This is a genomic window from Herbaspirillum sp. CAH-3 (assembly GCF_009668275.1).
GTDB lineage: Bacteria > Pseudomonadota > Gammaproteobacteria > Burkholderiales > Burkholderiaceae_D > Herbaspirillum > Herbaspirillum aquaticum.
In genome coordinates this window covers 274,186-295,101 of record NZ_VSWE01000002.1, presented here as the reverse complement: position 1 = coordinate 295,101, position 20,916 = coordinate 274,186, and the positions used below count along the sequence as shown (strand labels likewise).

20 protein-coding genes are annotated in these 20,916 nt (G+C 62.3%); 16 read left to right on the top strand and 4 right to left on the bottom strand.

Annotation, left to right across the window (positions count from 1 at the left end; all coding sequences use genetic code 11):
- The 10 genes from FYB76_RS04035 to FYB76_RS03990 all read left to right on the top strand — a co-directional run bounded on the left by FYB76_RS04035 (position 1) and on the right by FYB76_RS03990 (position 11,034).
- Positions 1 to 1,569, top strand: a complete 1,569-nt coding sequence (locus FYB76_RS04035) for an ABC transporter ATP-binding protein (protein ID WP_154132769.1) — start codon at positions 1 to 3, stop codon at positions 1,567 to 1,569.
- Positions 1,566 to 2,249 (top strand): cysteine hydrolase family protein, encoded by a 684-nt coding sequence (locus FYB76_RS04030; RefSeq protein ID WP_154132768.1) that lies wholly within the window; start codon positions 1,566 to 1,568, stop codon positions 2,247 to 2,249. Before FYB76_RS04035 ends, FYB76_RS04030 begins: the two co-directional genes overlap by 4 nt.
- Complete coding sequence (gene hpxZ / locus FYB76_RS04025) at positions 2,246 to 2,623, top strand: oxalurate catabolism protein HpxZ (protein WP_088755978.1); 378 nt, start codon at positions 2,246 to 2,248, stop codon at positions 2,621 to 2,623. Before FYB76_RS04030 ends, hpxZ begins: the two co-directional genes overlap by 4 nt.
- A 34-nt stretch (positions 2,624 to 2,657) precedes the next feature.
- Positions 2,658 to 3,359 (top strand): GntR family transcriptional regulator, encoded by a 702-nt coding sequence (locus FYB76_RS04020; protein WP_154132767.1) that lies wholly within the window; start codon positions 2,658 to 2,660, stop codon positions 3,357 to 3,359.
- Positions 3,360 to 3,543: 184 nt separating this feature from the next.
- Positions 3,544 to 4,521 (top strand): bifunctional riboflavin kinase/FAD synthetase, encoded by a 978-nt coding sequence (locus FYB76_RS04015; protein ID WP_088755980.1) that lies wholly within the window; start codon positions 3,544 to 3,546, stop codon positions 4,519 to 4,521.
- 136 nt (positions 4,522 to 4,657) lie between these two features.
- Positions 4,658 to 7,552 (top strand): isoleucine--tRNA ligase, encoded by a 2,895-nt coding sequence (ileS, locus tag FYB76_RS04010; protein WP_154132766.1) that lies wholly within the window; start codon positions 4,658 to 4,660, stop codon positions 7,550 to 7,552.
- 74 nt (positions 7,553 to 7,626) lie between these two features.
- A complete protein-coding gene (lspA, locus tag FYB76_RS04005) occupies positions 7,627 to 8,142 on the top strand; it encodes a signal peptidase II (protein WP_088755982.1) in 516 nt (171 codons plus the stop codon).
- 63 nt (positions 8,143 to 8,205) lie between these two features.
- Positions 8,206 to 9,402, top strand: a complete 1,197-nt coding sequence (coaBC, locus tag FYB76_RS04000) for a bifunctional phosphopantothenoylcysteine decarboxylase/phosphopantothenate--cysteine ligase CoaBC (protein ID WP_088755983.1) — start codon at positions 8,206 to 8,208, stop codon at positions 9,400 to 9,402.
- 79 nt (positions 9,403 to 9,481) lie between these two features.
- Positions 9,482 to 9,931, top strand: a complete 450-nt coding sequence (gene dut, locus FYB76_RS03995) for a dUTP diphosphatase (RefSeq protein ID WP_154132765.1) — start codon at positions 9,482 to 9,484, stop codon at positions 9,929 to 9,931.
- 11 nt (positions 9,932 to 9,942) lie between these two features.
- A complete protein-coding gene (locus FYB76_RS03990) occupies positions 9,943 to 11,034 on the top strand; it encodes a M48 family metallopeptidase (RefSeq protein WP_195724565.1) in 1,092 nt (363 codons plus the stop codon).
- A 143-nt stretch (positions 11,035 to 11,177) separates the two neighbouring features.
- Here the strand turns inward: FYB76_RS03990 and clpA are convergent, their stop codons facing one another.
- On the bottom strand, positions 11,178 to 13,481 hold the full coding sequence (gene clpA, locus FYB76_RS03985; protein WP_088755986.1) for an ATP-dependent Clp protease ATP-binding subunit ClpA: 2,304 nt from the start codon (positions 13,479 to 13,481) through the stop codon (positions 11,178 to 11,180).
- Complete coding sequence (gene clpS, locus FYB76_RS03980) at positions 13,478 to 13,792, bottom strand: ATP-dependent Clp protease adapter ClpS (RefSeq protein WP_034330154.1); 315 nt, start codon at positions 13,790 to 13,792, stop codon at positions 13,478 to 13,480. The genes clpA and clpS overlap by 4 nt, the downstream gene beginning before the upstream one ends.
- A 337-nt stretch (positions 13,793 to 14,129) precedes the next feature.
- On the opposite strand from clpS, the gene FYB76_RS03975 reads away from it, so the two are divergent.
- Positions 14,130 to 14,336, top strand: coding sequence for a cold-shock protein (locus tag FYB76_RS03975; protein ID WP_006463169.1), 207 nt, complete (start codon positions 14,130 to 14,132; stop codon positions 14,334 to 14,336).
- A 196-nt stretch (positions 14,337 to 14,532) separates the two neighbouring features.
- On the opposite strand, the gene icd is transcribed toward FYB76_RS03975, so the two are convergent.
- Positions 14,533 to 15,789, bottom strand: coding sequence for an NADP-dependent isocitrate dehydrogenase (gene icd, locus FYB76_RS03970; protein WP_088755987.1), 1,257 nt, complete (start codon positions 15,787 to 15,789; stop codon positions 14,533 to 14,535).
- Positions 15,790 to 16,025: 236 nt separating this feature from the next.
- Between icd and FYB76_RS03965 the strand changes: the two genes are divergently transcribed.
- From FYB76_RS03965 to FYB76_RS03960, 3 genes are all read left to right on the top strand, one after another.
- Positions 16,026 to 16,586: a pseudouridine synthase gene (locus tag FYB76_RS03965; protein WP_154132763.1), complete on the top strand. Its 561-nt coding sequence runs from the start codon at positions 16,026 to 16,028 to the stop codon at positions 16,584 to 16,586.
- Between the two features lie 180 nt (positions 16,587 to 16,766).
- The gene (locus tag FYB76_RS26550) at positions 16,767 to 16,937 is read left to right on the top strand and encodes a hypothetical protein (protein ID WP_006463172.1); all 171 of its coding nucleotides are present in this window, start codon (positions 16,767 to 16,769) and stop codon (positions 16,935 to 16,937) included.
- 167 nt (positions 16,938 to 17,104) lie between these two features.
- The gene (locus FYB76_RS03960) at positions 17,105 to 17,587 is read left to right on the top strand and encodes a DUF192 domain-containing protein (protein WP_088755993.1); all 483 of its coding nucleotides are present in this window, start codon (positions 17,105 to 17,107) and stop codon (positions 17,585 to 17,587) included.
- 167 nt (positions 17,588 to 17,754) lie between these two features.
- Here the strand turns inward: FYB76_RS03960 and rpsT are convergent, their stop codons facing one another.
- Positions 17,755 to 18,021, bottom strand: coding sequence for a 30S ribosomal protein S20 (gene rpsT / locus FYB76_RS03955; RefSeq protein ID WP_006463174.1), 267 nt, complete (start codon positions 18,019 to 18,021; stop codon positions 17,755 to 17,757).
- A 374-nt stretch (positions 18,022 to 18,395) separates the two neighbouring features.
- Between rpsT and murJ the strand changes: the two genes are divergently transcribed.
- Both murJ and FYB76_RS03945 read left to right on the top strand, forming a co-directional pair.
- Positions 18,396 to 19,949: a murein biosynthesis integral membrane protein MurJ gene (gene murJ / locus FYB76_RS03950; protein ID WP_088755994.1), complete on the top strand. Its 1,554-nt coding sequence runs from the start codon at positions 18,396 to 18,398 to the stop codon at positions 19,947 to 19,949.
- Between the two features lie 111 nt (positions 19,950 to 20,060).
- Positions 20,061 to 20,909: a SirB1 family protein gene (locus FYB76_RS03945; RefSeq protein ID WP_088756035.1), complete on the top strand. Its 849-nt coding sequence runs from the start codon at positions 20,061 to 20,063 to the stop codon at positions 20,907 to 20,909.
- Positions 20,910 to 20,916 lie beyond the last annotated feature (7 nt).

Below are 20,916 nucleotides of genomic sequence, written 5' to 3'. Positions count from 1 at the left end.
ATGCACGCCCTGGAGCTGGAGATCATCAATGCCGGCAAATCCTTCGGCAGCTTTCGTGCGCTCGATGAGGTGTCGCTGAAGATCCGCGCCGGTACCATCCACGCACTGCTGGGCGAGAACGGTGCGGGCAAGAGCACGCTGGTCAAGGGCCTGGTCGGCTACAGCCCGCTGGACCAGGGCAGCATCGTGGCCGACCGCCGCGAGGTGGAGATCCGCAGTGCGCGCGTACCCAACCAGCTCGGCATCGGCATGGTCTACCAGCACTTCACGCTGGCCCCCAGCCTGACCGTGGCCGAGAACCTGCTGCTGGCGCGCGGCGACCTGCCGTGGCGCATCCGCTGGCGCAGCGAGCGCGCCGTGCTGGAAGAATTCATGGCGCGCATGCCCTTCAAGCTGGGGCTGGAGCGCGCGGTGAGCAGCCTCTCCGCAGGCGAAAAACAGAAGCTGGAAATCTTGAAGCAGCTTTATCTGCGTCGCCGTTTCCTGATCCTTGATGAACCGACCTCGGTGCTGACCCCGCAGGAAGCCGACGAGGTGCTGGGACTCATGCATGCCCTCACGCGCCAGCAGGAACTCACGGTGCTGATGATCACCCACAAGTTCCACGAAGTGACTGCCTATGCCGACGATGTGACGGTGCTGCGCAAGGGCCGCCTGGTCGGCAGCGCCCGGGTTTCCGACACCACGCCGGATGCCCTGGCGCACTGGATGATGGGCCACGCGCGCGCCGAGAAAAAACAGGTGGAGCGGCCAGCCGTGCCAGCGCAGGCCCGCTTCGGGCTTGAAGTGAAGGAACTGACCGTCAACAACGATCGCGGCGTGGCTGCGGTGCGGGCCCTCTCGCTGCAAGTGAAGCGCGGTGAAATCGTGGGCCTGGCCGGTATCTCCGGCAATGGCCAGAAGGAACTGGTGGAAGCCCTGCTGGGCCAGCGCCGCCACCTGCTGGGCGAGATCCGCATCGAGGATGCGCCCTATGCGGCCACGCGCGAGGAGATGCGACGGCTGCGTGTCTTCGCGCTACCGGAAGAACCGCTGCGCAACGCCTGCATCGCCGGCATGAGCGTGGCCGAGAACATGGCGCTGCGCAATTTCGATGTCGCCCCCTTCAAGCGCAGCGGCTGGCGCGTGGACCGCAGTGCCATGAAGCGCCAGGCGCAATCCCTGATCACTGCCTTCAACGTCAAGCCGCCTGCACCGGAACGCCCCATCGGCACGCTCTCCGGCGGCAACGTGCAGCGTGCCGTACTGGCGCGTGAGCTGGGCGAAGAGGGCAATGCAGGCGCGGCCAACGTGCTCATCGTCGCCAATCCGGTCTTCGGGCTGGACTTCGCCTCGGTGGCCGACATCCATGCCCGCCTGCTGCAAGCGCGCGCACGCGGCGCGGCGGTGCTGCTGGTGAGCGAAGACCTGGACGAACTGCTGGAACTGTCCGACCGCATCCTGGTGATGACCGAGGGCCGCATCGTGCACGTGGCCCAGGACGTGGCCACGCAAGGTGCGGACCGCGCCGCCCTGGGCCGCTGGATGGCGGGCCACTCCGAACAATCTACCCACGCCGAGGCCGCATGATCCGTATCGACGCCTTCCCCTATCCCTATCAGTTCCATCCGCGCAGCACCGCGCTGGTGGTCATCGACATGCAGCGCGACTTCGTCGAAGAAGGCGGCTTCGGCAGTGCGCTGGGCAATGATGTGCGGCCCCTGGGCGCGATCGTGCCGACCGTGGCGGCGCTGCTCGCGCTGGCACGCCAGGCGCAGATGCTGGTGGTTCATACCCGAGAATCGCATTTGCCCGACCTGTCGGACTGCCCGCGCGCCAAGCGCTTGCGCGGCAACCCGACGCTGGGCATCGGCGATGTCGGCCCGATGGGCCGCATCCTGGTGCGTGGCGAGCCCGGCAACCAGATCCTGCCGCAACTGGCGCCCCTCGATGGCGAGATCGTCATCGACAAACCCGGCAAGGGCGCCTTCTACGCCACCGACCTGCACGCGCAGTTGCAGGAGCGCGGCATCACCCACCTGCTGGTGGCGGGCGTCACCACGGAAGTGTGCGTGCAGACCTCGATGCGCGAGGCCAATGACCGGGGCTATGAATGCCTGGTGGTGGAAGATGCCTGCGCCAGTTATTTCCCTGAATTCCATCGCGCCACGCTGGAGATGCTGACCGCCCAGGGTGGCATCGTCGGCTGGCGTGCGCCGCTGGCGCAGCTGCACAGCGCCGTAGCCGCCTACCAAGGAGAAACGCCATGATGCAAGTGAACCTGCCCCATGTGGTAGCCGAGGTCGAACAAGCTTTTACGGATTACGAATACGCCCTGCTCATCAACGACATCCCGGCCCTGGACCGCTGGTTCTGGTATGCCCCCGAAACCGTGCGCTATGGTGTGGGCGAAGTGCTGCTGGGCGGCGAGGCGATCCGCCAGTACCGCAAGACCTGCACCCCGGTGCCGGCCTCGCGCAAGCTGCATCGCACCGTTGTCACCACCTTCGGCAGCGACTATGCTACGGTCTCCACTGAATTCACCGACCATACGTCCGATCGCATCGGCCGCCAGATGCAAACCTGGGTGCGCATGGACGAAGGCTGGCGCATCGTCGCCGCCCATGTCAGCCTGATGGCATGAGTCCGCAGCCACCCAGAACCAGAATGCCCGCACCATGACCGTCACCGTCGCCAACCCGCTCGCCGAACAGGTCTATCACCGGATCAAGGACGACATCTTCAGTTTCCGGCTGCTGCCGGGAGACAATTTCACCGAGACCGAAATGGCCCAGCGCCAGGGCGTCTCGCGCACGCCCTTGCGGGATGCACTGTTCAGGCTGCAACGCGAGGGCTATCTGGAAGTGGGATTCCGGCGCGGCTGGAAGGTCTGCCCGATCGACTTCGACCGCCTCGACAATCTCTACGACCTGCGTATCGTGCTGGAAATGGCCGCGCTGGAGAAACTCTGCAGCCAGCAGGAGCCGACGGCCGAACTGGACCAGTTGAACGCCATCTGGCTGGCCGAACCGGAGGCGCGCCATACCGATGCCGTCAAGGTGGCCGAGCTGGACGAAGCCTTCCATACCAACCTGGTGGCCGCAGCCGGCAATGTGGAAATGACCCGGGTGCATACCGAGGTGACGGAAAAGATCCGCATCGTGCGCCGGCTGGACTTCCTCAAGAAAAAGCGCATCGACGCCACCTACGAGGAACACGGCAAGATCCTGCAGCTGATCGCCAAGCGCAAGGCTACCGAAGCCCAGATCCTGCTGCGTGCCCATATCACCCAGAGCAAGCTGGAAGTCAGGAAGATCACCATCTGGATGCTGGCCGAGGCGCGCCAGCTCCAGGAGCCCGAAGCGGCGCTGTCGCGCTGACACTACCGGGAAGAAACTTTCATGTGAAGGTTTGTCAACATTTCCCTGTAGAAAGATGAAAAATTGCGCTGCCTGTGGGCTTCAGGCGGCTTGATCCGTGCCAAGCCGCCACCAAATCAAGGAAAGCCTCCGAAACCATTTATAATGGAAGGCTTTTGCAACAGCGCATCTTTCCAGCGGCTCAATGAAGGTATTTCGCGGACTTCCCACAGCCGAATCGCGCGCCCCGTGCGCGCTGACCATCGGCAATTTCGACGGCGTGCATCTGGGCCACCAGGCCCTCTTGGCGCGCGTGCGCGAGGCCGCCGGCACCCTGGGGCTGGACGCGGCGGTGATGACTTTCGAACCGCATCCGCGTGAATTCTTCGCCCAGCTGGCCGGCACTCCCGAACGCGCCCCGGCGCGCATCGCCAACCTGCGCGACAAGCTCGAAGCGCTCTCCCATTCCGGCATCGACCGGGTGGTGGTGGAGCATTTCGGCAGCCATTTCGCCGCCCTCTCCCCACAGGACTTCATCGAGAAGATCCTGGTGCAGGGCCTGCACGTGCGCTGGCTCATGGTCGGTGACGACTTCTGCTTTGGCGCCCGCCGCGCCGGCACGCTCGATACCCTGATCGCGGCCGGCAAGCAGCACGGCTTCGAGGTCCATGCCCTGCCCACGGTGACCAATGCCGGTGTGCGCATCTCGTCGTCGGCCGTGCGCGCGGCGCTGGCCGAGGGCGATTTCACCCTGTCGCAACAGTTGCTGGGCCACCCCTACGCCATCAGCGGCCGGGTCGTGCACGGCAAGAAACTGGGCCGCACCATCGGTTTCCCGACGCTGAACATGCGCGTGGGCCACAAGCGTCCTGCGCTCTCGGGCATCTTCGTGGTGCAGGTGCACGGTTTGGCCGAACAGCCCTTGCCGGCCGTGGCCAGCCTGGGCGTGCGTCCGACGGTGGACAACAGCGGCCGGGTGCTGCTGGAAACCCACCTGCTGGACTTCAAGGGCGATTGCTACGGCAAGCTGGTACGGGTGGAATTCCTCAAGAAGCTGCGCGACGAAGAAAAGTATGTCGACCTGCCCACGCTGACCACGGCCATTGCCCGTGACGTGGACAATGCCCGCGCCTGGTTCCGTGAAAACGCCGGCTTCGCCGTCTCGGCCACCGACCGAATTTGAACGCTGGGCGGTTGCCGGAGCCCTGCTCCCGCAGCTGTCCAGCCGCCCCATCCTGCATCCTGCCTGCCGCAGCGCGCCCTGCTTGTGACGCCCTGCCTGGCCCCGGAATCAACCTGCATTCAACGAAAGCTCTGTCATGTCCAACAACGAATCCTCCGCCAAGCCCGGCAAACCGGAAAAAGCCGGCAAGGCGCCCTCCAAATACCCGGTCAACATGACCGAAACCGGCTTCCCCATGCGCGGCGACCTCGCCAAGCGCGAGCCGCAGTGGGTCAAGGAATGGCAGGAAAAGAAGGTCTACGAGCGCATCCGCAAGGCCTCGGCCGGCCGCCCCAAGTTCATCCTGCACGACGGCCCCCCGTATGCCAACGGCGACATCCACATCGGCCACGCCGTCAACAAGATCTTGAAGGACATGATCGTCAAGGCCCGCAACATGGCCGGCTTCGACGCCCAATACGTGCCGGGCTGGGATTGCCACGGCATGCCCATCGAGATCCAGATCGAAAAGCAGTTCGGCAAGAACCTGCCGGTGGCCGAAGTGCAGGCCAAGGCGCGCGCCTACGCAGGCGAGCAGATCGAACGCCAGAAGGCTGACTTCATCCGTCTGGGCGTGCTCGGCGAATGGGACAACCCCTACAAGACCATGAACTTCTCCAACGAAGCCGACGAGCTGCGCGCACTCGGCACGATCCTGGAGAAGGGTTACGTCTATCGCGGCCTCAAGCCCGTGAACTGGTGCTTCGACTGCGGCTCGGCGCTGGCCGAAGCTGAAGTGGAATACCAGGACAAGCGCGACCCGGCCATCGATGTCGGCTTCCCGTTTGCCGAACACGACAAGGTCGCCACCGCTTTCGGCCTGGCCGACCTGCCGACCCGCAACGGCTACATCGTCATCTGGACCACCACCCCCTGGACCATCCCGTCCAACCAGGCGTTGAACGTCCATCCGGAATTCGAGTACGCGCTGGTCGAGACCAGCCGCAACGGCGAAGCCACCCTGCTGATCCTGGCCAAGGACCTGGTGGAATCCTGCCTGCAGCGCTTCGGCCTGGAAGGCAAGATCATCGCCACCACCACCGGCGAGAAACTGTCCCTGATCCGCTTCCATCATCCGCTGGCCAAGGCCGACGCCGGCTACGACCGCCTGTCGCCGATCTACCTGGGTGAATACGTGACCGCCGACAGCGGTACCGGCATCGTGCACTCGGCACCGGCCTACGGTATCGAAGACTTCATCTCCTGCAAGGCGCACGGGATGAAGGATGACGACATCCTCAACCCGGTCATGGGCGATGGCCGCTATGCTTCCTGGCTGCCGCTGTTTGCCGGCCTGACCATCTGGGAAGCCTCCAAGCCCATCTGCGGCAAGCTGGAAGAAGTGGGTTCGCTGTTCAAGCTGGTCATGTTCGACCACAGCTACATGCACTGCTGGCGCCACAAGACCCCCATCGTCTATCGCGCCACCTCGCAATGGTTCGCCAGCATGGACAACACGCCCAAGGATGGCGGCCCCAGCCTGCGCCAGACCGCGCTGCAAGGCATCGAGGACACCGCCTTCTTCCCCGGCTGGGGCAAGGCGCGCCTGCACGGCATGATCGCCAACCGTCCGGACTGGACCCTGTCGCGCCAGCGCCAATGGGGCGTGCCCATGGCCTTCTTCGTGCACAAGGAAACCGGTGAACTGCATCCGCGTACGCCCGAGCTGATCGAGCAGGTCGCCCAACGCATCGAGAAAAGCGGCATCGAGGCCTGGCAGGCACTGGATCCCAAGGAATTGCTCGGCGACGATGCCGAACACTACGTCAAGAACCGTGACACGCTGGACGTCTGGTTCGATTCCGGCACCACCCACCAGACCGTGCTGCGCGGCTCGCACGCACAGCAGTCGCAGTTCCCGGCCGACCTCTACCTGGAAGGCTCGGACCAGCATCGCGGCTGGTTCCACTCGTCGCTGCTGACCTCGTCGATGTTGAATGGCCGCGCGCCTTACAAGGCCCTGCTCACGCACGGCTTCGTGGTCGATGGCGAGGGCAAGAAGATGTCCAAGTCCAAGGGCAACGTGGTGGCCCCGCAGAAGGTCTCGGACTCGCTGGGCGCGGAAATCCTGCGCCTGTGGGTGGCCTCGACCGACTACTCGGGCGAGCTGTCGATCTCGGATGAAATCTTGAAACGGGTGGTGGAAGCCTATCGCCGCATCCGCAACACCCTGCGCTTCCTGCTGGCCAACACCTCCGATTTCGATCCGGCGCAACACGCCGTGCCGGTGGCGCAGATGCTGGAAATCGACCGCTATGCGATCGCCAACATGGCGCGCCTGCAGGGCGAGGTGCTGGCGCACTTCGAGACCTATGAATTCCACCCGGTGGTGGCCAAGCTGCAGATGTACTGCTCGGAAGACCTGGGCGGCTTCTACCTGGACATCCTGAAAGACCGCCTCTACACCAGCGGCGTGGAGTCGGCTGCTCGCCGCTCGGCCCAGACCGCGGTGTGGCACATCACCCAGTCGCTGTTGCGCCTGATGGCACCGATCCTGTCCTTCACGGCCGAAGAAGCCTGGCGCTTCTTCGCCGGCAAGGATGCCTTCGAGGCCAGCGGCGAAACCATCTTCTCGCAGGTCTATTACGCCCTGCCGGAAGTGGCTGATGCCCAGGCCCTGCTGGACAAGTTCGCCGTGCTGCACGAAGTGCGCGCAGCAGTCACCAAGCAGCTGGAAGAAGTGCGTATCGCCGGCAGCATCGGCTCTTCCCTGCAGGCCGAAGTAGAACTGAAGGTCGCCGGCGACAAGGCCGCCCTGCTGGAAAGCCTGGGCGATGACCTCAAGTTCGTCCTCATCACCTCGGCTGCCCGCGTCACCCCGGTGGCCACGGTGGAAGAGGAAGCGGTGGTGGTGACGCCTTCGGCGCATCAGAAATGTGAACGTTGCTGGCACTATCGCGCTGATGTCGGGTCTCATGCCGATCATCCGGGCCTGTGCGGTCGCTGCTACAGCAACCTGTTCGGCCAGGGCGAACAGCGTCGCTTCGCCTGATCCGGGCGGGACGGCCTTGCTAGCGGCCCGCTGCACCTGAATGCAGCGGGCCGTCCACTCCAACAAGAACATCCATGGCAACCAAAAAGCGCTCCTCCTCTTCCGGCTCTTCGTCCACCACCCAAGGGCTGCTGCCCTGGCTGGGCATCGCCACCATCGTGCTGCTGCTGGACCAGCTCACCAAGATCACCATCCTGAAACTGTTCCACTACGGCGAATCGCTGCCGGTGACCGGTTTCTTCAACCTGGTCCTGGTCTACAACAAGGGCGCGGCCTTCAGCTTCCTGGCCGCCAGCGGTGGCTGGCAGCGCTATCTCTTCACCGCCATCGGCATCGGTGCGGCGGTGTTCATCATCCACCTGCTGCGCAAGCATCCCGGCCAGCGCATGTTCTGCTGGGCCCTGGCCCTGATCCTGGGCGGTGCGATCGGCAACGTCATCGATCGCGTGGTGTATGGACATGTGATCGATTTCCTCGACGTCTACGTCGGCAACTGGCACTGGCCGGCCTTCAACCTGGCCGATAGTGCGATCTGCGTGGGTGCGGTATTGTTCGTCGTGGACGAACTGCGCCGCGTCTCCAAGAAGTAAGGCAAGTCCGCACGTCTGCAAGTCTGAACACGCCTGCGGTACGCCGCATTCCGGGAGCAAACAATGGATCTGGCTGGCAAGAAAATCGTATTGGGCCTGACCGGCGGCGTGGCCTGCTACAAGGCCGCCATGCTGGCGCGCGAACTGGGCCGCGCCGGTGCCACCGTGCACGTGGTGATGACCGAGGCGGCCACGCACTTCATGACCGCCGTCACCATGCAGGCCCTCACCGGCAACCCGGTCTACACCGACCAATGGGATGCGCGCATGGACAACAACATGCCGCACATCAATCTCACCCGCGATGCCGATGCAGTCGTCATCGTGCCCTGCTCCACCGATTTCATCGCCAAGCTGGCGCACGGGCAGTGCGACGACCTGCTCTCGACCTTGTGCGTGGCGCGTCCGGCACGGGTACCGCTGATGGTGGCCCCGGCCATGAACGTGGAGATGTGGCAGAACCCCGCCACCCAGCGCAACGTGCGCCAGATCCGCGAGGACGGCATCCTGCTGCTGGGCCCGGACGCGGGCGCGCAAGCCTGCGGCGAGGTCGGCGAGGGCCGCATGCTGGAGCCGGCGCAATTGCTGGAGGAGATCGTCGCGGCCTTCCAGCCCAAGCTGCTGGCGGGCCGCCGCGTGCTGCTCACGGCCGGGCCGACCTTCGAGCCCATCGATCCGGTACGCGGCATCACCAATCTGTCTTCCGGCAAGATGGGCTATGCGATCGCGCGTGCGGCGCGTGAAGCCGGTGCGGAAGTCACCCTGGTGTCCGGCCCGACAGCGCTGGACACCCCTTACGGCGTGCTGCGCGTGGACGTGCAGACGGCCCTGCAGATGCATGAGGCGGTGTTAGCCCATGTGAAGGAAAAAGACCTGTTCGTTGCCGTTGCGGCCGTCGCTGACTGGCGCGTGGCCAATGCCAGCGAGCAGAAACTGAAGAAACAGGACGAACACGACACCCCGCAGCTGGAGTTCGTCCAGAACCCCGACATCCTGGCCACCGTCGCCGCCCTGCCCCAGCGCCCCTATTGCGTGGGCTTTGCGGCCGAATCGGAGAACCTGGAGCAATATGGCGCGGCCAAGCGCATCCGCAAGAACATTCCGCTGCTGGTCGGCAATATCGGCCACCAGACCTTTGGCCGCGATGACAACGCTCTCATGCTGTTCGACGCCCAGGGCCACAGCGCCCTGCCCCGCGCGGACAAGCAGACCCTGGCCCGCCAGCTGGTGCGCGAGATCGCGCGCCGCATGGCGGCCTGACGGTGCACGGCCCGCGTCTTGCGGGCCGTGTCTTTTGTACGCTTGCGTACGTTTTGTTTTTTGAATCCGATTACGCATCATGAAGACCATCGACATCAAGATCCTCGACCCCCGCATGAAAGACCAGCTGCCCGCCTATGCCACTCCCGGCAGCGCCGGCCTGGACCTGCGGGCCTGCATCGATGCGCCGCTGACCCTGGCACCGGGTGCCACGCACCTGATCCCGACGGGCCTGGCGATCCACCTGGCCGATCCCAATTACGCGGCCGTGATCCTGCCGCGCAGCGGCATGGGCCACAAGCATGGCATCGTGCTGGGCAACCTGGTCGGGCTGATCGATTCGGATTACCAGGGCCAGTTGATGATCTCGACGTGGAACCGCGGCAGTACCGAGTTTGTCCTAAACCCCATGGAACGCCTGGCGCAGCTGGTGATCGTGCCGGTACTGCAGGTCGGCTTCAATGTGGTGGATGAATTCGACAGCAGCGAACGCGGCGCCGGTGGTTTCGGCAGCACAGGCAAACACTGATGGAGAACCGCATGCTCGTATCCCCCCTGCCCCGGTGGCAGAAACTGAAAACCCTCGCCGTCCTGGCGCCGCTGGCCTTCCTGGCCGCCTGCGCCACCCAGGAACCCGGTCCGGTCACCGCCACGCCGTCCAAACCGGTGGCCACCCCCACCCAGGCGCCGCGCCCGGTGGCCGACAACCCCCAGCAGGCACAATTGCGCGAACTGATCGCGCAGCAGGACCGGCTCTATCGCGTCGCTGCGCCGCTGTTGACCAGCAATGCCCAGCTCTGCCGCGGCAATGCCCGCAACTTGCTGGGCTTTACCGCCAAGAACCGCTACTCCTTCCCCATCGAATATGCAGAAACGGCCCGTAGCCTGGGCTACGACGACCGTCTGCAGGTCACCGGCGTACTGCCGGGCAGCGGCGCTGCCCAGGCTGGCATCCAGCGTGGCGACTTCCTGATCTCGGTGGCAGGCAAGCCGATGCCACAAGGCACCGATGCCGAACGCCAGGCCGCCGTGCTGCTGAGCCCGCTGGTGGTCAAGAAGGCCCCCATTGCGCTGGGCGTGCAGCGCAACGGCCAGAACACCACCGTCAATGTCCCGCTGACCTTCGCCTGCGCCTTCAGCATCGAGCTGGGCAATGCCGACAACGTCAACACCTATGCCGATGGCCGCCGCGTGCTCATTACCCGCGGCATGCTCAAGTTCACCCAGTCCGATGATGAACTGGCCTACCTGATCGCCAAGGACATGGCGCACAACATCCTCGGCCACGCCATCCGCCAGCGCATGGTCTCGACGATTGCCGAAGTAATCGACAACCTGCTGCTGCCGCATCCGGACCCGACCACCACGGCCGGTACCGCCGGCATCCGCGTCTATCCGCAAGACCTGGATGCGGCTGCCGATACGCTCTCGCTGTACCTGCTCGCGCGCGCCGGCTACAGCATCGACAACGTGCCGGCGTTCTGGAAGCGCCTGGCCGACCAGTATCCGGCCAGTGTGCCCAACGGCTACACGGCGCTGCATCCCGCCACCGCCTATCGCCTCTCGATGATCGACAAGGTCACGCAGATCGTGAAGGCCAAGCAGGAGGCGGGCAAGCCGCTGGTGCCGTAAATGCGGTGAGTTGAAGTAGTTGAAGTGGAGACGGCGCGGTGAAGACCGCGCCGTTTTTGTTTGCGTAGTGAATGTGAAGCCAGCTGCAAACAAAAAGGCCACGCCGGTTTCCCGACGTGGCCTTGATGGCTAGCCTGATGCGCTTATTCGACTTCGAGCTTTTCTTGCGGCTCTTCCGGCGGGGACGAATCGTCGCCCTCGGGGAATTCCAGCTTGATCTGCTCCTTGTCGTCCATCTCCACCGTCACGCGGCCGCCGCTGACCAGTTTGCCGAACAGCAGTTCGTCGGCCAGCGCCTTGCGGATCAGGTCCTGGATCAGGCGCGACATCGGACGTGCACCCATCAGCGGATCGAAGCCCTTCTTGCCCAGGAACTTGCGCAGATTGTCGGAGAAGACGGCTTCCACCTTCTTCTCGTGCAACTGCTCTTCCAGCTGCATCAGGAACTTGTCGACCACGCGCAGGATGATTTCCTCGTCCAGCGGACGGAAGCTGATGATGGCATCCAGACGGTTGCGGAACTCCGGGGTGAACATGCGCTTGATGTCCGCCATTTCGTCGCCGGCTTCCTTCTTTTCGGTGAAGCCGATGGTGCGCTTCTGCAGGCTCTCGGCCCCCGCGTTGGTGGTCATGATGATGATCACGTTGCGGAAGTCGGTCTTGCGGCCGTTGTTGTCGGTCAGCGTGCCATGGTCCATCACCTGCAACAGGATGTTGAAGATGTCGGGGTGCGCCTTCTCGATTTCATCCAGCAGCAGCACGGCATGCGGCTTCTTGTTGACGGCTTCGGTCAAGAGGCCGCCCTGGTCGAAACCGACATAGCCCGGGGGCGCGCCGATGAGGCGGCTCACGGCGTGGCGCTCCATGTATTCGGACATGTCGAACCGTACCAGCTCGATGCCCAGGATGAAGGCCAGCTGCTTGGCCACTTCGGTCTTGCCCACGCCGGTCGGGCCGGAGAACAGGAAGGAGCCGATCGGCTTGTCAGTCTTGCCCAGGCCGGCACGTGCCATCTTGATGGCCGAGGCCAGCGCTTCGATGGCCGGATCCTGGCCGAACACGACGTTCTTCAGGTCGCGGTCAATGGTCTGCAGCTTGGCGCGATCATCCTGGTTCACGGACTGCGGCGGAATGCGGGCGATCTTGGAAATGATTTCCTCGATCTCCGGCTTGCCGATGGTCTTCTTCTGCTTGGACTTGGGCAGGATGCGCTGGGCAGCACCGGCTTCGTCGATCACGTCGATGGCCTTGTCGGGCAGGTGACGATCATTGATGAAACGCGCCGCCAGTTCGGCTGCCGAAGTCAGGGCCGAAGCGGAATACTTCACACCATGGTGTTCCTCGAACTTGGACTTCAGGCCACGCAGGATCTGCACGGTCTGCTCCACGGTCGGTTCGTTCACATCAATCTTCTGGAAGCGACGCGACAGCGCGTGATCCTTCTCGAAGACGCCACGGAATTCGGTATAGGTGGTCGCGCCGATGCACTTCAACTGGCCGCTCGAGAGCGCCGGCTTCAACAGGTTGGACGCGTCCAGCGTGCCGCCCGACGCCGAGCCCGCACCGATGATGGTGTGGATTTCATCGATGAAGAGGATGCCATTGGGGCTGTCCTTCAATTGCTTCAACACGGCCTTGAGGCGCTGCTCGAAGTCGCCACGGTACTTGGTACCGGCCAGCAGCGCGCCCATGTCCAGCGAATACACGACGGCATTCTTCAGGATCTCGGGCACGTCGCCTTGCGTCACGCGCCAGGCCAGGCCTTCGGCGATGGCGGTCTTGCCGACACCGGCTTCGCCCACCAGCAGCGGGTTGTTCTTGCGGCGGCGGCACAGGGTCTGGATGACGCGCTCGACCTCGGAATCGCGGCCGATCAGCGGATCGATCTTGCCTTCGGCCGCAGCCTTGTTCAGGTTCTGGGTGAATTGGTCCAGCGGGCTTTCCTTCTGCTGGCCTTCGGCTTGCACGTCTTCGGCGCCTTCCGGCGCCTTCTGCGGATCAGCCTGCTGGTCCTTGCGCACGCCGTGCGAGATGAAGTTGACCACGTCCAGGCGGGTCACGCCCTGCTGGTGCAGGTAGTACACCGCGTGCGAATCCTTCTCGCCGAAGATGGCCACCAGCACGTTGGCACCGGTGACTTCCTTCTTGCCGTTGGAGGCCGACTGCACGTGCATGATGGCGCGCTGGATCACGCGCTGGAAGCCCAGCGTGGGCTGGGTATCCACCTCATTGGTGCCGGGGACCGTGGGCGTGTTGTCGGTAATGAAATTGGTCAGCGTCTTGCGCAGATCATCAATGTTAACCGAGCAGGCGCGCAGCACTTCGGCCGCCGAAGGATTGTCCAGCAGCGCGAGCAGCAAGTGTTCCACGGTAATGAATTCATGGCGCGATTGTCTGGCTTCGACAAAGGCCATGTGCAAACTGACTTCGAGTTCCTGCGCAATCATGCTTCCTCCATCACGCATTGCAGGGGGTGCCCTGCTTTTCGAGCGTGGGTTAAAACGAGTTCCACTTTTGTGGATGCGATATCTTTGGGATACACACCACACATTCCCTTCCCATCGCGGTGAACCTTGAGCATGATCTGCGTCGCGGTTTCACGGTCCTTGTTGAAGTACTGCTGGATGACTGCGACGACGAACTCCATCGGCGTATAGTCATCGTTCAACAATAAAACCTGGTACATCGGGGGCGGCTTGAGTTTTGCCTCCTGCCGTTCCAGGACTGTACCGCCATCATTTTCGTGCTTGGTTGCCATGCGTTTATTCGACCATCAAAGCTGTGCAACGCACAATGATCACGTAACCTCTAGATGAGATAGATATTACTTGTTTTCCGGACCTTGCGCAGATGACGATGATTTATCCTAAATCAAGGGTTTCTTTCCCCATCGCTCAAACAGGGCCACAAAGCGGAACGTGAAAACTGCTTGACTTTTGGATTTCGACCGAGAACAATGGAATTCATTGATTAGTAGTTACTAAATGTAACAGCTCATCGATACGATAGGGGGCAGGTTTAAGGGGGGCTGCGTGACGCGCGATGCTTCTTGCTTTGACGGCTCGTGTGAATAGTTAATTTTGAAAGATGCTTTTATGGCAACAGGTACTGTCAAGTGGTTCAATGATTCCAAAGGCTTTGGCTTTATCACTCCGGATGACGGCGGCGAAGATCTGTTCGCTCACTTCTCCGCAATCCAGATGAACGGCTTCAAGACCCTGAAAGAAGGTCAAAAAGTCCAGTTTGACGTTACGCAAGGCCCCAAAGGCAAGCAAGCTTCGAACATCCAGAACGCCGCTTAAACCCCGGTTTCTCTAAAAGCCCCGCTCTTGCGGGGCTTTTTTCATTGGGGCGACACTTTTGCTCGGCGCTGCCGTCCGTGCATCCCTGCCTGCCAACAACTTGCGCCCAAAACAAAAACAGCCGGCAAATGCCGGCTGTCTGTTGTTTTTTCGTCATCACGTCAGCAGAACAAGCTGCTGAAGCAGTATGGCGGCTTTACATGTTTTCGATCATCGCTTCACCGAAGCCCGAGCACGATACCTGCGTCGCCCCCTCCAGCAAACGCGCAAAATCATAGGTCACGCGCTTGGCCGAAACCGACTTCTGCATGGCCGTGATGATGAGGTCTGCCGCCTCGATCCAGCCCATGTGGCGCAGCATCATTTCTGCGGAAAGAATGCTGGAACCGGGGTTCACGTAATCCTTGCCGGCATACTTCGGCGCGGTGCCATGGGTGGCTTCGAACACGGCGACCGAATCGGACATGTTGGCACCCGGAGCAATCCCGATACCGCCAACCTGCGCCGCCACGGCGTCGGAAATGTAGTCGCCGTTCAGGTTCATGGTGGCGATGACGCTGTATTCGGCCGGTCGCATCAGTACCTGCTGGAAGAAGGCATCGGTGATGGCATCCTTGATGACGATCTGGCGGCCGGTCTTGGGGTTCTTCAGGCGCATCCACGGGCCGTCGTCGATCAGCTCGGCGCCGAACTCGCGGCCGGCCAGCGCATAGCCCCAGTCACGGAAAGCGCCTTCGGTGTACTTCATGATGTTGCCCTTGTGGACCAGCGTCACGGAGGGCTTGTCATGGTCGATGGCGTACTGGATGGCCTTGCGCACCAGACGCTCGGTGCCTTCGCGCGAGACCGGCTTGATGCCCAGCGCCGAGGTCTCCGGGAAGCGCAGCTTCTTGACGCCCATCTCGCGCGTGAGCAATTCGATCAATTTCTTCACTTCCGGCGTACCCGCCTGCCATTCGATGCCGGCGTAGATGTCTTCGGAGTTTTCGCGGAAGATCACCATGTCGGTCTTCTCAGGCTCCTTCAGCGGCGAGGGCACACCCTTGAAATAGCGCACAGGTCGCAGGCAGACGTAGAGGTCCAGCTGCTGGCGCATGGTCACGTTCAGGGAACGGATGCCACCACCGACCGGCGTGGACAGCGGTCCCTTGATCGAGACCAGGTACTCCTTGAGCACATCCAGCGTTTCCTCCGGCAGCCAGGTATCGGCGCCATAGAGCTTGGTCGACTTCTCGCCCGCGTAGATTTCCATCCAGTGGATCTTGCGCGCACCGCCGTAGGCCTTCTCCACCGCAGCATCGACCACCTTGAGCATCACCGGCGTGACATCCACGCCCACGCCATCACCCATGATGAAGGGAATGATGGGATTGTTCGGGACATTGAGGGTGTCATCGGCATTGGCGGTGATCTTGCGCCCTTCTGCAGGCACTTGGATATGTTGGTACGACATCGTGGTCTCCGACGGTTGAGGCGGTAGCGTTAGGAAGCATCAGCGGCAAAGCCCATGCAGATCGCAAAGGACCTTGCATGATTTGCCATACAAGCGGGGAATTTTAAGAGATTTCCGGATTTTCAGCCGGGAAAATTCCGGATTGCAATCACCAAGTCTTATATAAGACATAGGACATATCCAAACGATTATGCATCAGGATTTTACGCAAGGCCATCTTTTTGCGACACTAGCGCATGCCTTTGATCCTCTTCAACAAACCCTTCGGCGTGATGAGCCAGTTCTCCGCCCATCCCGAGCGCCAGACGCTGGCCGATTACCTCGACATCCCCAACATCTATCCTGCCGGCCGGCTCGATGCCGACAGTGAAGGCCTGCTACTGCTCACCGATGACGGCAAGCTGCAGCACGCCATCGCCCATCCGCGCCGCAAGCAGCCCAAGACCTACCTGGCGCAGGTGGAAGGCCTGGCCACGCCAGAAGCCCTGCAACGCCTGCGCAATCCGCTGGACCTGGGCGACTTCGTCACCCAGCCCGGGGAGGCGCGATTGATCCAGGAACCGGCCTGGATCTGGCCGCGCACGCCGCCCATCCGCCAGCGTGCCAACCAGCCCACCAGCTGGATCGCCCTGACTATCAGCGAAGGCAAGAACCGTCAGGTGCGCCGCATGACGGCGGCAGTGGGGCTGCCCACGCTGCGCCTGGTGCGCATCGCCATCGGCCCGTTCTCGCTGGCGACCCATCCGGTGATGCCCGGGGAATGGCGCGAAGTCGATCCGCAGGAGCTGGATGCCTGAGCGCCGCATGAACAATCTGACAAGATTCGAAGCACCCAGGGCTGCCCACTTCTTCCCGAAACCTCATAAAAAAGATCAGAAGTGATGTCAACCTTCATACGCGCGCGCCGTTATTGGCAGTGATTCGCACGAATCATCGTTTGCCTCACATCCCTAACATGTTGAATTGAAGGACGCAAAATGAAAAAATTGATCGCCGCTCTGATCGCTGGTCTGTTCGCAACTGCTGCTTTCGCACAAGCTCCGGCCGCGCCTGAAGCGCCGAAGGCTGAAGCCGCTGCTCCGAAGGCAAAGAAGGCCAAGAAGGCAAAGAAGGCCAAGAAGGCAAAGAAGGCAGCTGAAGCTAAGTAATTAGCGTCCGCACCAAGAAAAGGCAGGCTAGTCCTGCCTTTTTTCATGTCCGCACGGTTCAGGCGAGGCGCGCCATGGCCATCAACGCCGGCCAGCGCACTCCCGCTGCACACGCCCTGCCCCGCTGCTGCTATCCTGCCCGATCCGAATCCCGATTGATAAACAACATGCGCCAATCTTCACTTTCCCGATTTTCCCGACTTTCCCGTTTCTTCATGCATGGCACCGTCGCCCTCCTGGCCGTCGGCTGCCTGTCCACCGCCGGCGCGCAGACGCCGCAGGTGCGCAAGTTTGCCACCACCCAGCTCAACATCGGCATCCACCTGATCAAGGCTGAAGTGGCCCAGACCGAGGCCGAGCGCGAGCAAGGCCTGATGTTCCGCGAAAAGATGGGCGACAACGAGGGCATGCTGTTCCTCTTCGGCCAGCCGGCCGGGGTCTGCATGTGGATGAAAAATACGCTGATTCCGCTGTCGGTGGCCTTCATGGATGAAAAAGGCGTGATCATCAACATCGAGGAAATGAAGGAACAGACCCTGGATTCGCACTGTGCCAAACGTGCGGCGGTCTATGCGCTGGAGATGAACAAGGGCTGGTTCAAGCAGAAGAACATCAAACCCGGCACCAAGATCGAAGGCTTACCCCAATAAGCCGTACGGGCTGCGGCCTCTGGCTGCGGCCCGTTATCTGGCCATGACGCTGGGGAAGGCGGCAAAAAGCGCCGCCCCAAACGCAAAAAACCGCTTGGAATCAAGCGGTTTTCTTGTACTGCAGCCTGAAGCGGGCCAGGCCGCGCTTCAGTTCAAGCCAGGAGCAATTAAGCAGCCAGGGCCTTCAGGGCAGCAGCCAGGCGGCTCTTGTGGCGAGCGGCCTTGTTCTTGTGAATGATCTTCTTGTCGGCGATGCTGTCGATGGTCGACACGGAAGATTGGAACACGGAGGTTGCTGCAGCCTTGTCGCCGGCGGCGATGGCCTTGCGAACTGCCTTGATTGCGGTGCGCAGGGTCGAGCGCTGGCTCGAGTTGTGAGCGTTTTGCTTGACTGCTTGACGAGCACGCTTACGTGCCTGTGCGGTATTTGCCATGAAAATTATCCTAAATCGAGAGTCGTTTGCGCCGCAAACCCCGAGGACTCGCGATGCCAAATTCTGTAAAGCATCGGATTATAACGAGATTCCCGTGACAAGGCAATCAACTTGTCCGCTTCTGCTGTAAACACGGTGCCATCCGTTGCGATGCCACCGCACCGGCCCGGATTTCCGCAAGGAAATTCACGCCTGCTACCGAACCTGTAGCCACGACATCGAGTCTATCGCGCCGAGCAGCAGGGGCATGTCCTTTCCTTCATATCGTCTCCGAAGGGCCTGCATCCGGGGCCTGCCCCGCCCCTGTCGTGCTCCCGCACCAATCCTTGCCATTGCAGCAAAAGCACCGCTGCCCACCGCTATAATGCCGCTCCATGAATCTGCATAAAACCCTCGCCGCCATCTCCGGCATGACGATGCTCTCGCGCATCACCGGGCTGGCCCGGGAAATCCTGTTCGCCCGCGCCTTTGGCGCGTCCGCCTACACCGACGCCTTCAACATCGCCTTCCGCATCCCCAACCTGCTGCGCCGACTCTTCGCCGAAGGCGCCTTTTCGCAGGCCTTCGTGCCCATCCTGGCTGAATACAAGAACCGCCGCGGCCTGGAGGAAACCAAGCACCTGGTCGACCACGTGGCCACGGCCCTGATGTGGGTCATGTTGATCACCTGCGTGGCCGGCATCGCCGCCACCCCGTTCGTGGTCTATTTCATCGCCACCGGGCTGCAATACAACCCGGACGCCTTCAACGCCTCGGTGCTGATGACCCGCATCATGTTCCCCTACATCGGCTTCATGGCCTTCGTGGCGCTGGCCGGGGGCATCCTCAATACCTGGAAGGAATTCAAGATCCCGGCAGTCACTTCGGTGCTGCTCAACATCTCCTTCATCGTGGCATCGCTCTTCGTGGCTCCCTTCATGGAACAGCCCATCTATGCGATGGCTTTCGCGGTGCTGGTGGGCGGCATCCTGCAGGTGGCCATCCAGGTGCCGGCGTTGATCAAGATCGGCATGCTGCCGCGCCTGTACTGGAACCCGCTGCTGGGCCTGCGCGACGATGGCGTCAAACGGGTGCTCAAGAAAATGGGCCCCGCCGTCTTTGCCGTCTCGGCCGCGCAGATCAGCCTGATGATCAATACCAATATCGCTTCTCGTCTTGAGCACGGCAGCGTTTCCTGGCTCAGCTATGCCGACCGCCTGATGGAATTCCCCACCGCCCTGCTGGGCGTGGCGCTGGGTACCATCCTGCTGCCCAGCTTGTCCAACGCCCATGCCGCCGAAGACATGGAGGAATATTCCGCCCTGCTGGACTGGGGCCTGCGCCTGACCTTCATGCTGGCCATGCCCTCGGCCGTGGGCCTGGCCACGCTCTCCGAGCCGCTCACGGCCACCCTGTTCCACTATGGCCGCTTCGATGCGCTGTCGGTGACCATGGTCGGCCACGCCCTGGTGGCCTATGGCGTGGGCCTGATCGGCTTGATCGTGGTGAAGATCCTGGCCCCCGGCTTCTATGCCAAGCAGGATATCCGCACCCCCGTCATCATCGCCGTGGGCGTGCTCATCGCCACCCAGCTCATGAACAGCGTCTTCGTGCCCATGTTCTCGCACGCCGGCCTGGCCTTGTCGATCGGCCTGGGGGCCTGCCTCAATGCCCTGTGCCTGTACATCGGCCTGCGCCGCCGCCAGATCTACGTTCCGCGTCCGGGCTGGGGCATGTTCCTGGTGCGCCTGACCGGCGCGCTGCTGGTGATGGCCGGTGTGGCGCTGTGGATTTCCGGCCACTTCGACTGGGTCGCCCTGCGCGCCCATCCGGTACTGCGCATCGGGGCGCTGCTGCTGGTGCTGGCGGTCTGTGCGGCGGCCTATTTCGGCCCCTTGTTCGCGATGGGCTTCCGCCTGCGTGAATTCAAGCGCATCGCGCGCCGCTGAGCCGCCTTGCAGGCCGCTTGAACACAAGCAACGAGCGGCCTGGAACAAGAAATTTCATTCCCTGTCCGGCAGACCTGACGCAGCGCGCAATATTTTGATAGCATGGGTGACATGACGCTCACCTCCCTCGACTATTTTGCTTCGCTGGTGCGCCAGGACGATTCGATTCCACTGTTCGAATCTGCCTTGACGCTGGGACAGGATTTTTATCCGGAAATGGATTTTGCCGAGGAAGAGATGGCGCTCGACACCCTGGCCGCCAAGCTCAAGCAGCGCCTCCCATCGGATGCCTCGCAGATCCAGAAGCTGCGCATGCTGAACCATTTCTTCTTCCAGGAAATGGCCTTCGCCGGCAACGTCAACAATTACTACGATCCCGACAACAGCTACATCCACCGCGTCATCTCGACGCGGCGCGGCATCCCGATCTCGCTGGCGGTGGTCTATATCGAACTGGCCCAGCACATCGGCCTGGAAATGAAGGGGGTTTCCTTCCCGGGCCACTTCCTGATGAAGCTGTCGGTGCAATCCGGTGAAATCGTGCTCGATCCCATGAATGGCGCAAGCCTGTCGCGACAGGAACTGGAAGAGCGGCTGGAACCCTATCTGGCCCATCAGCCCGAGGAAGATTTCGGCGATGAACTGCCGCTGGCAGCCTACCTGCGCGCGGCCCATCCGCGCGAGATCCTGGCGCGCATGCTGCGCAACCTCAAGGCCATCTTCATGGAAAGCCAGCGTTGGCAACAGGTGCTGGATGTGCAGGAGAGACTGGTGATCCTGCTGCCCGAGGAAATCACCGAGAAGCGCGACCGTGGCCTGGCCTACGCCAACCTCGGCCAGGCGCAGGCGGCGCTGGAAGACCTGGAAGCCTACCTGGCCCTGCGTCCCCATGCCGAGGACGCGCCCAACCTGCGCGAGATGCTGCCCGACCTGCGCGAAGCACTGCGCAAGCCGAGCTGAACAGCCC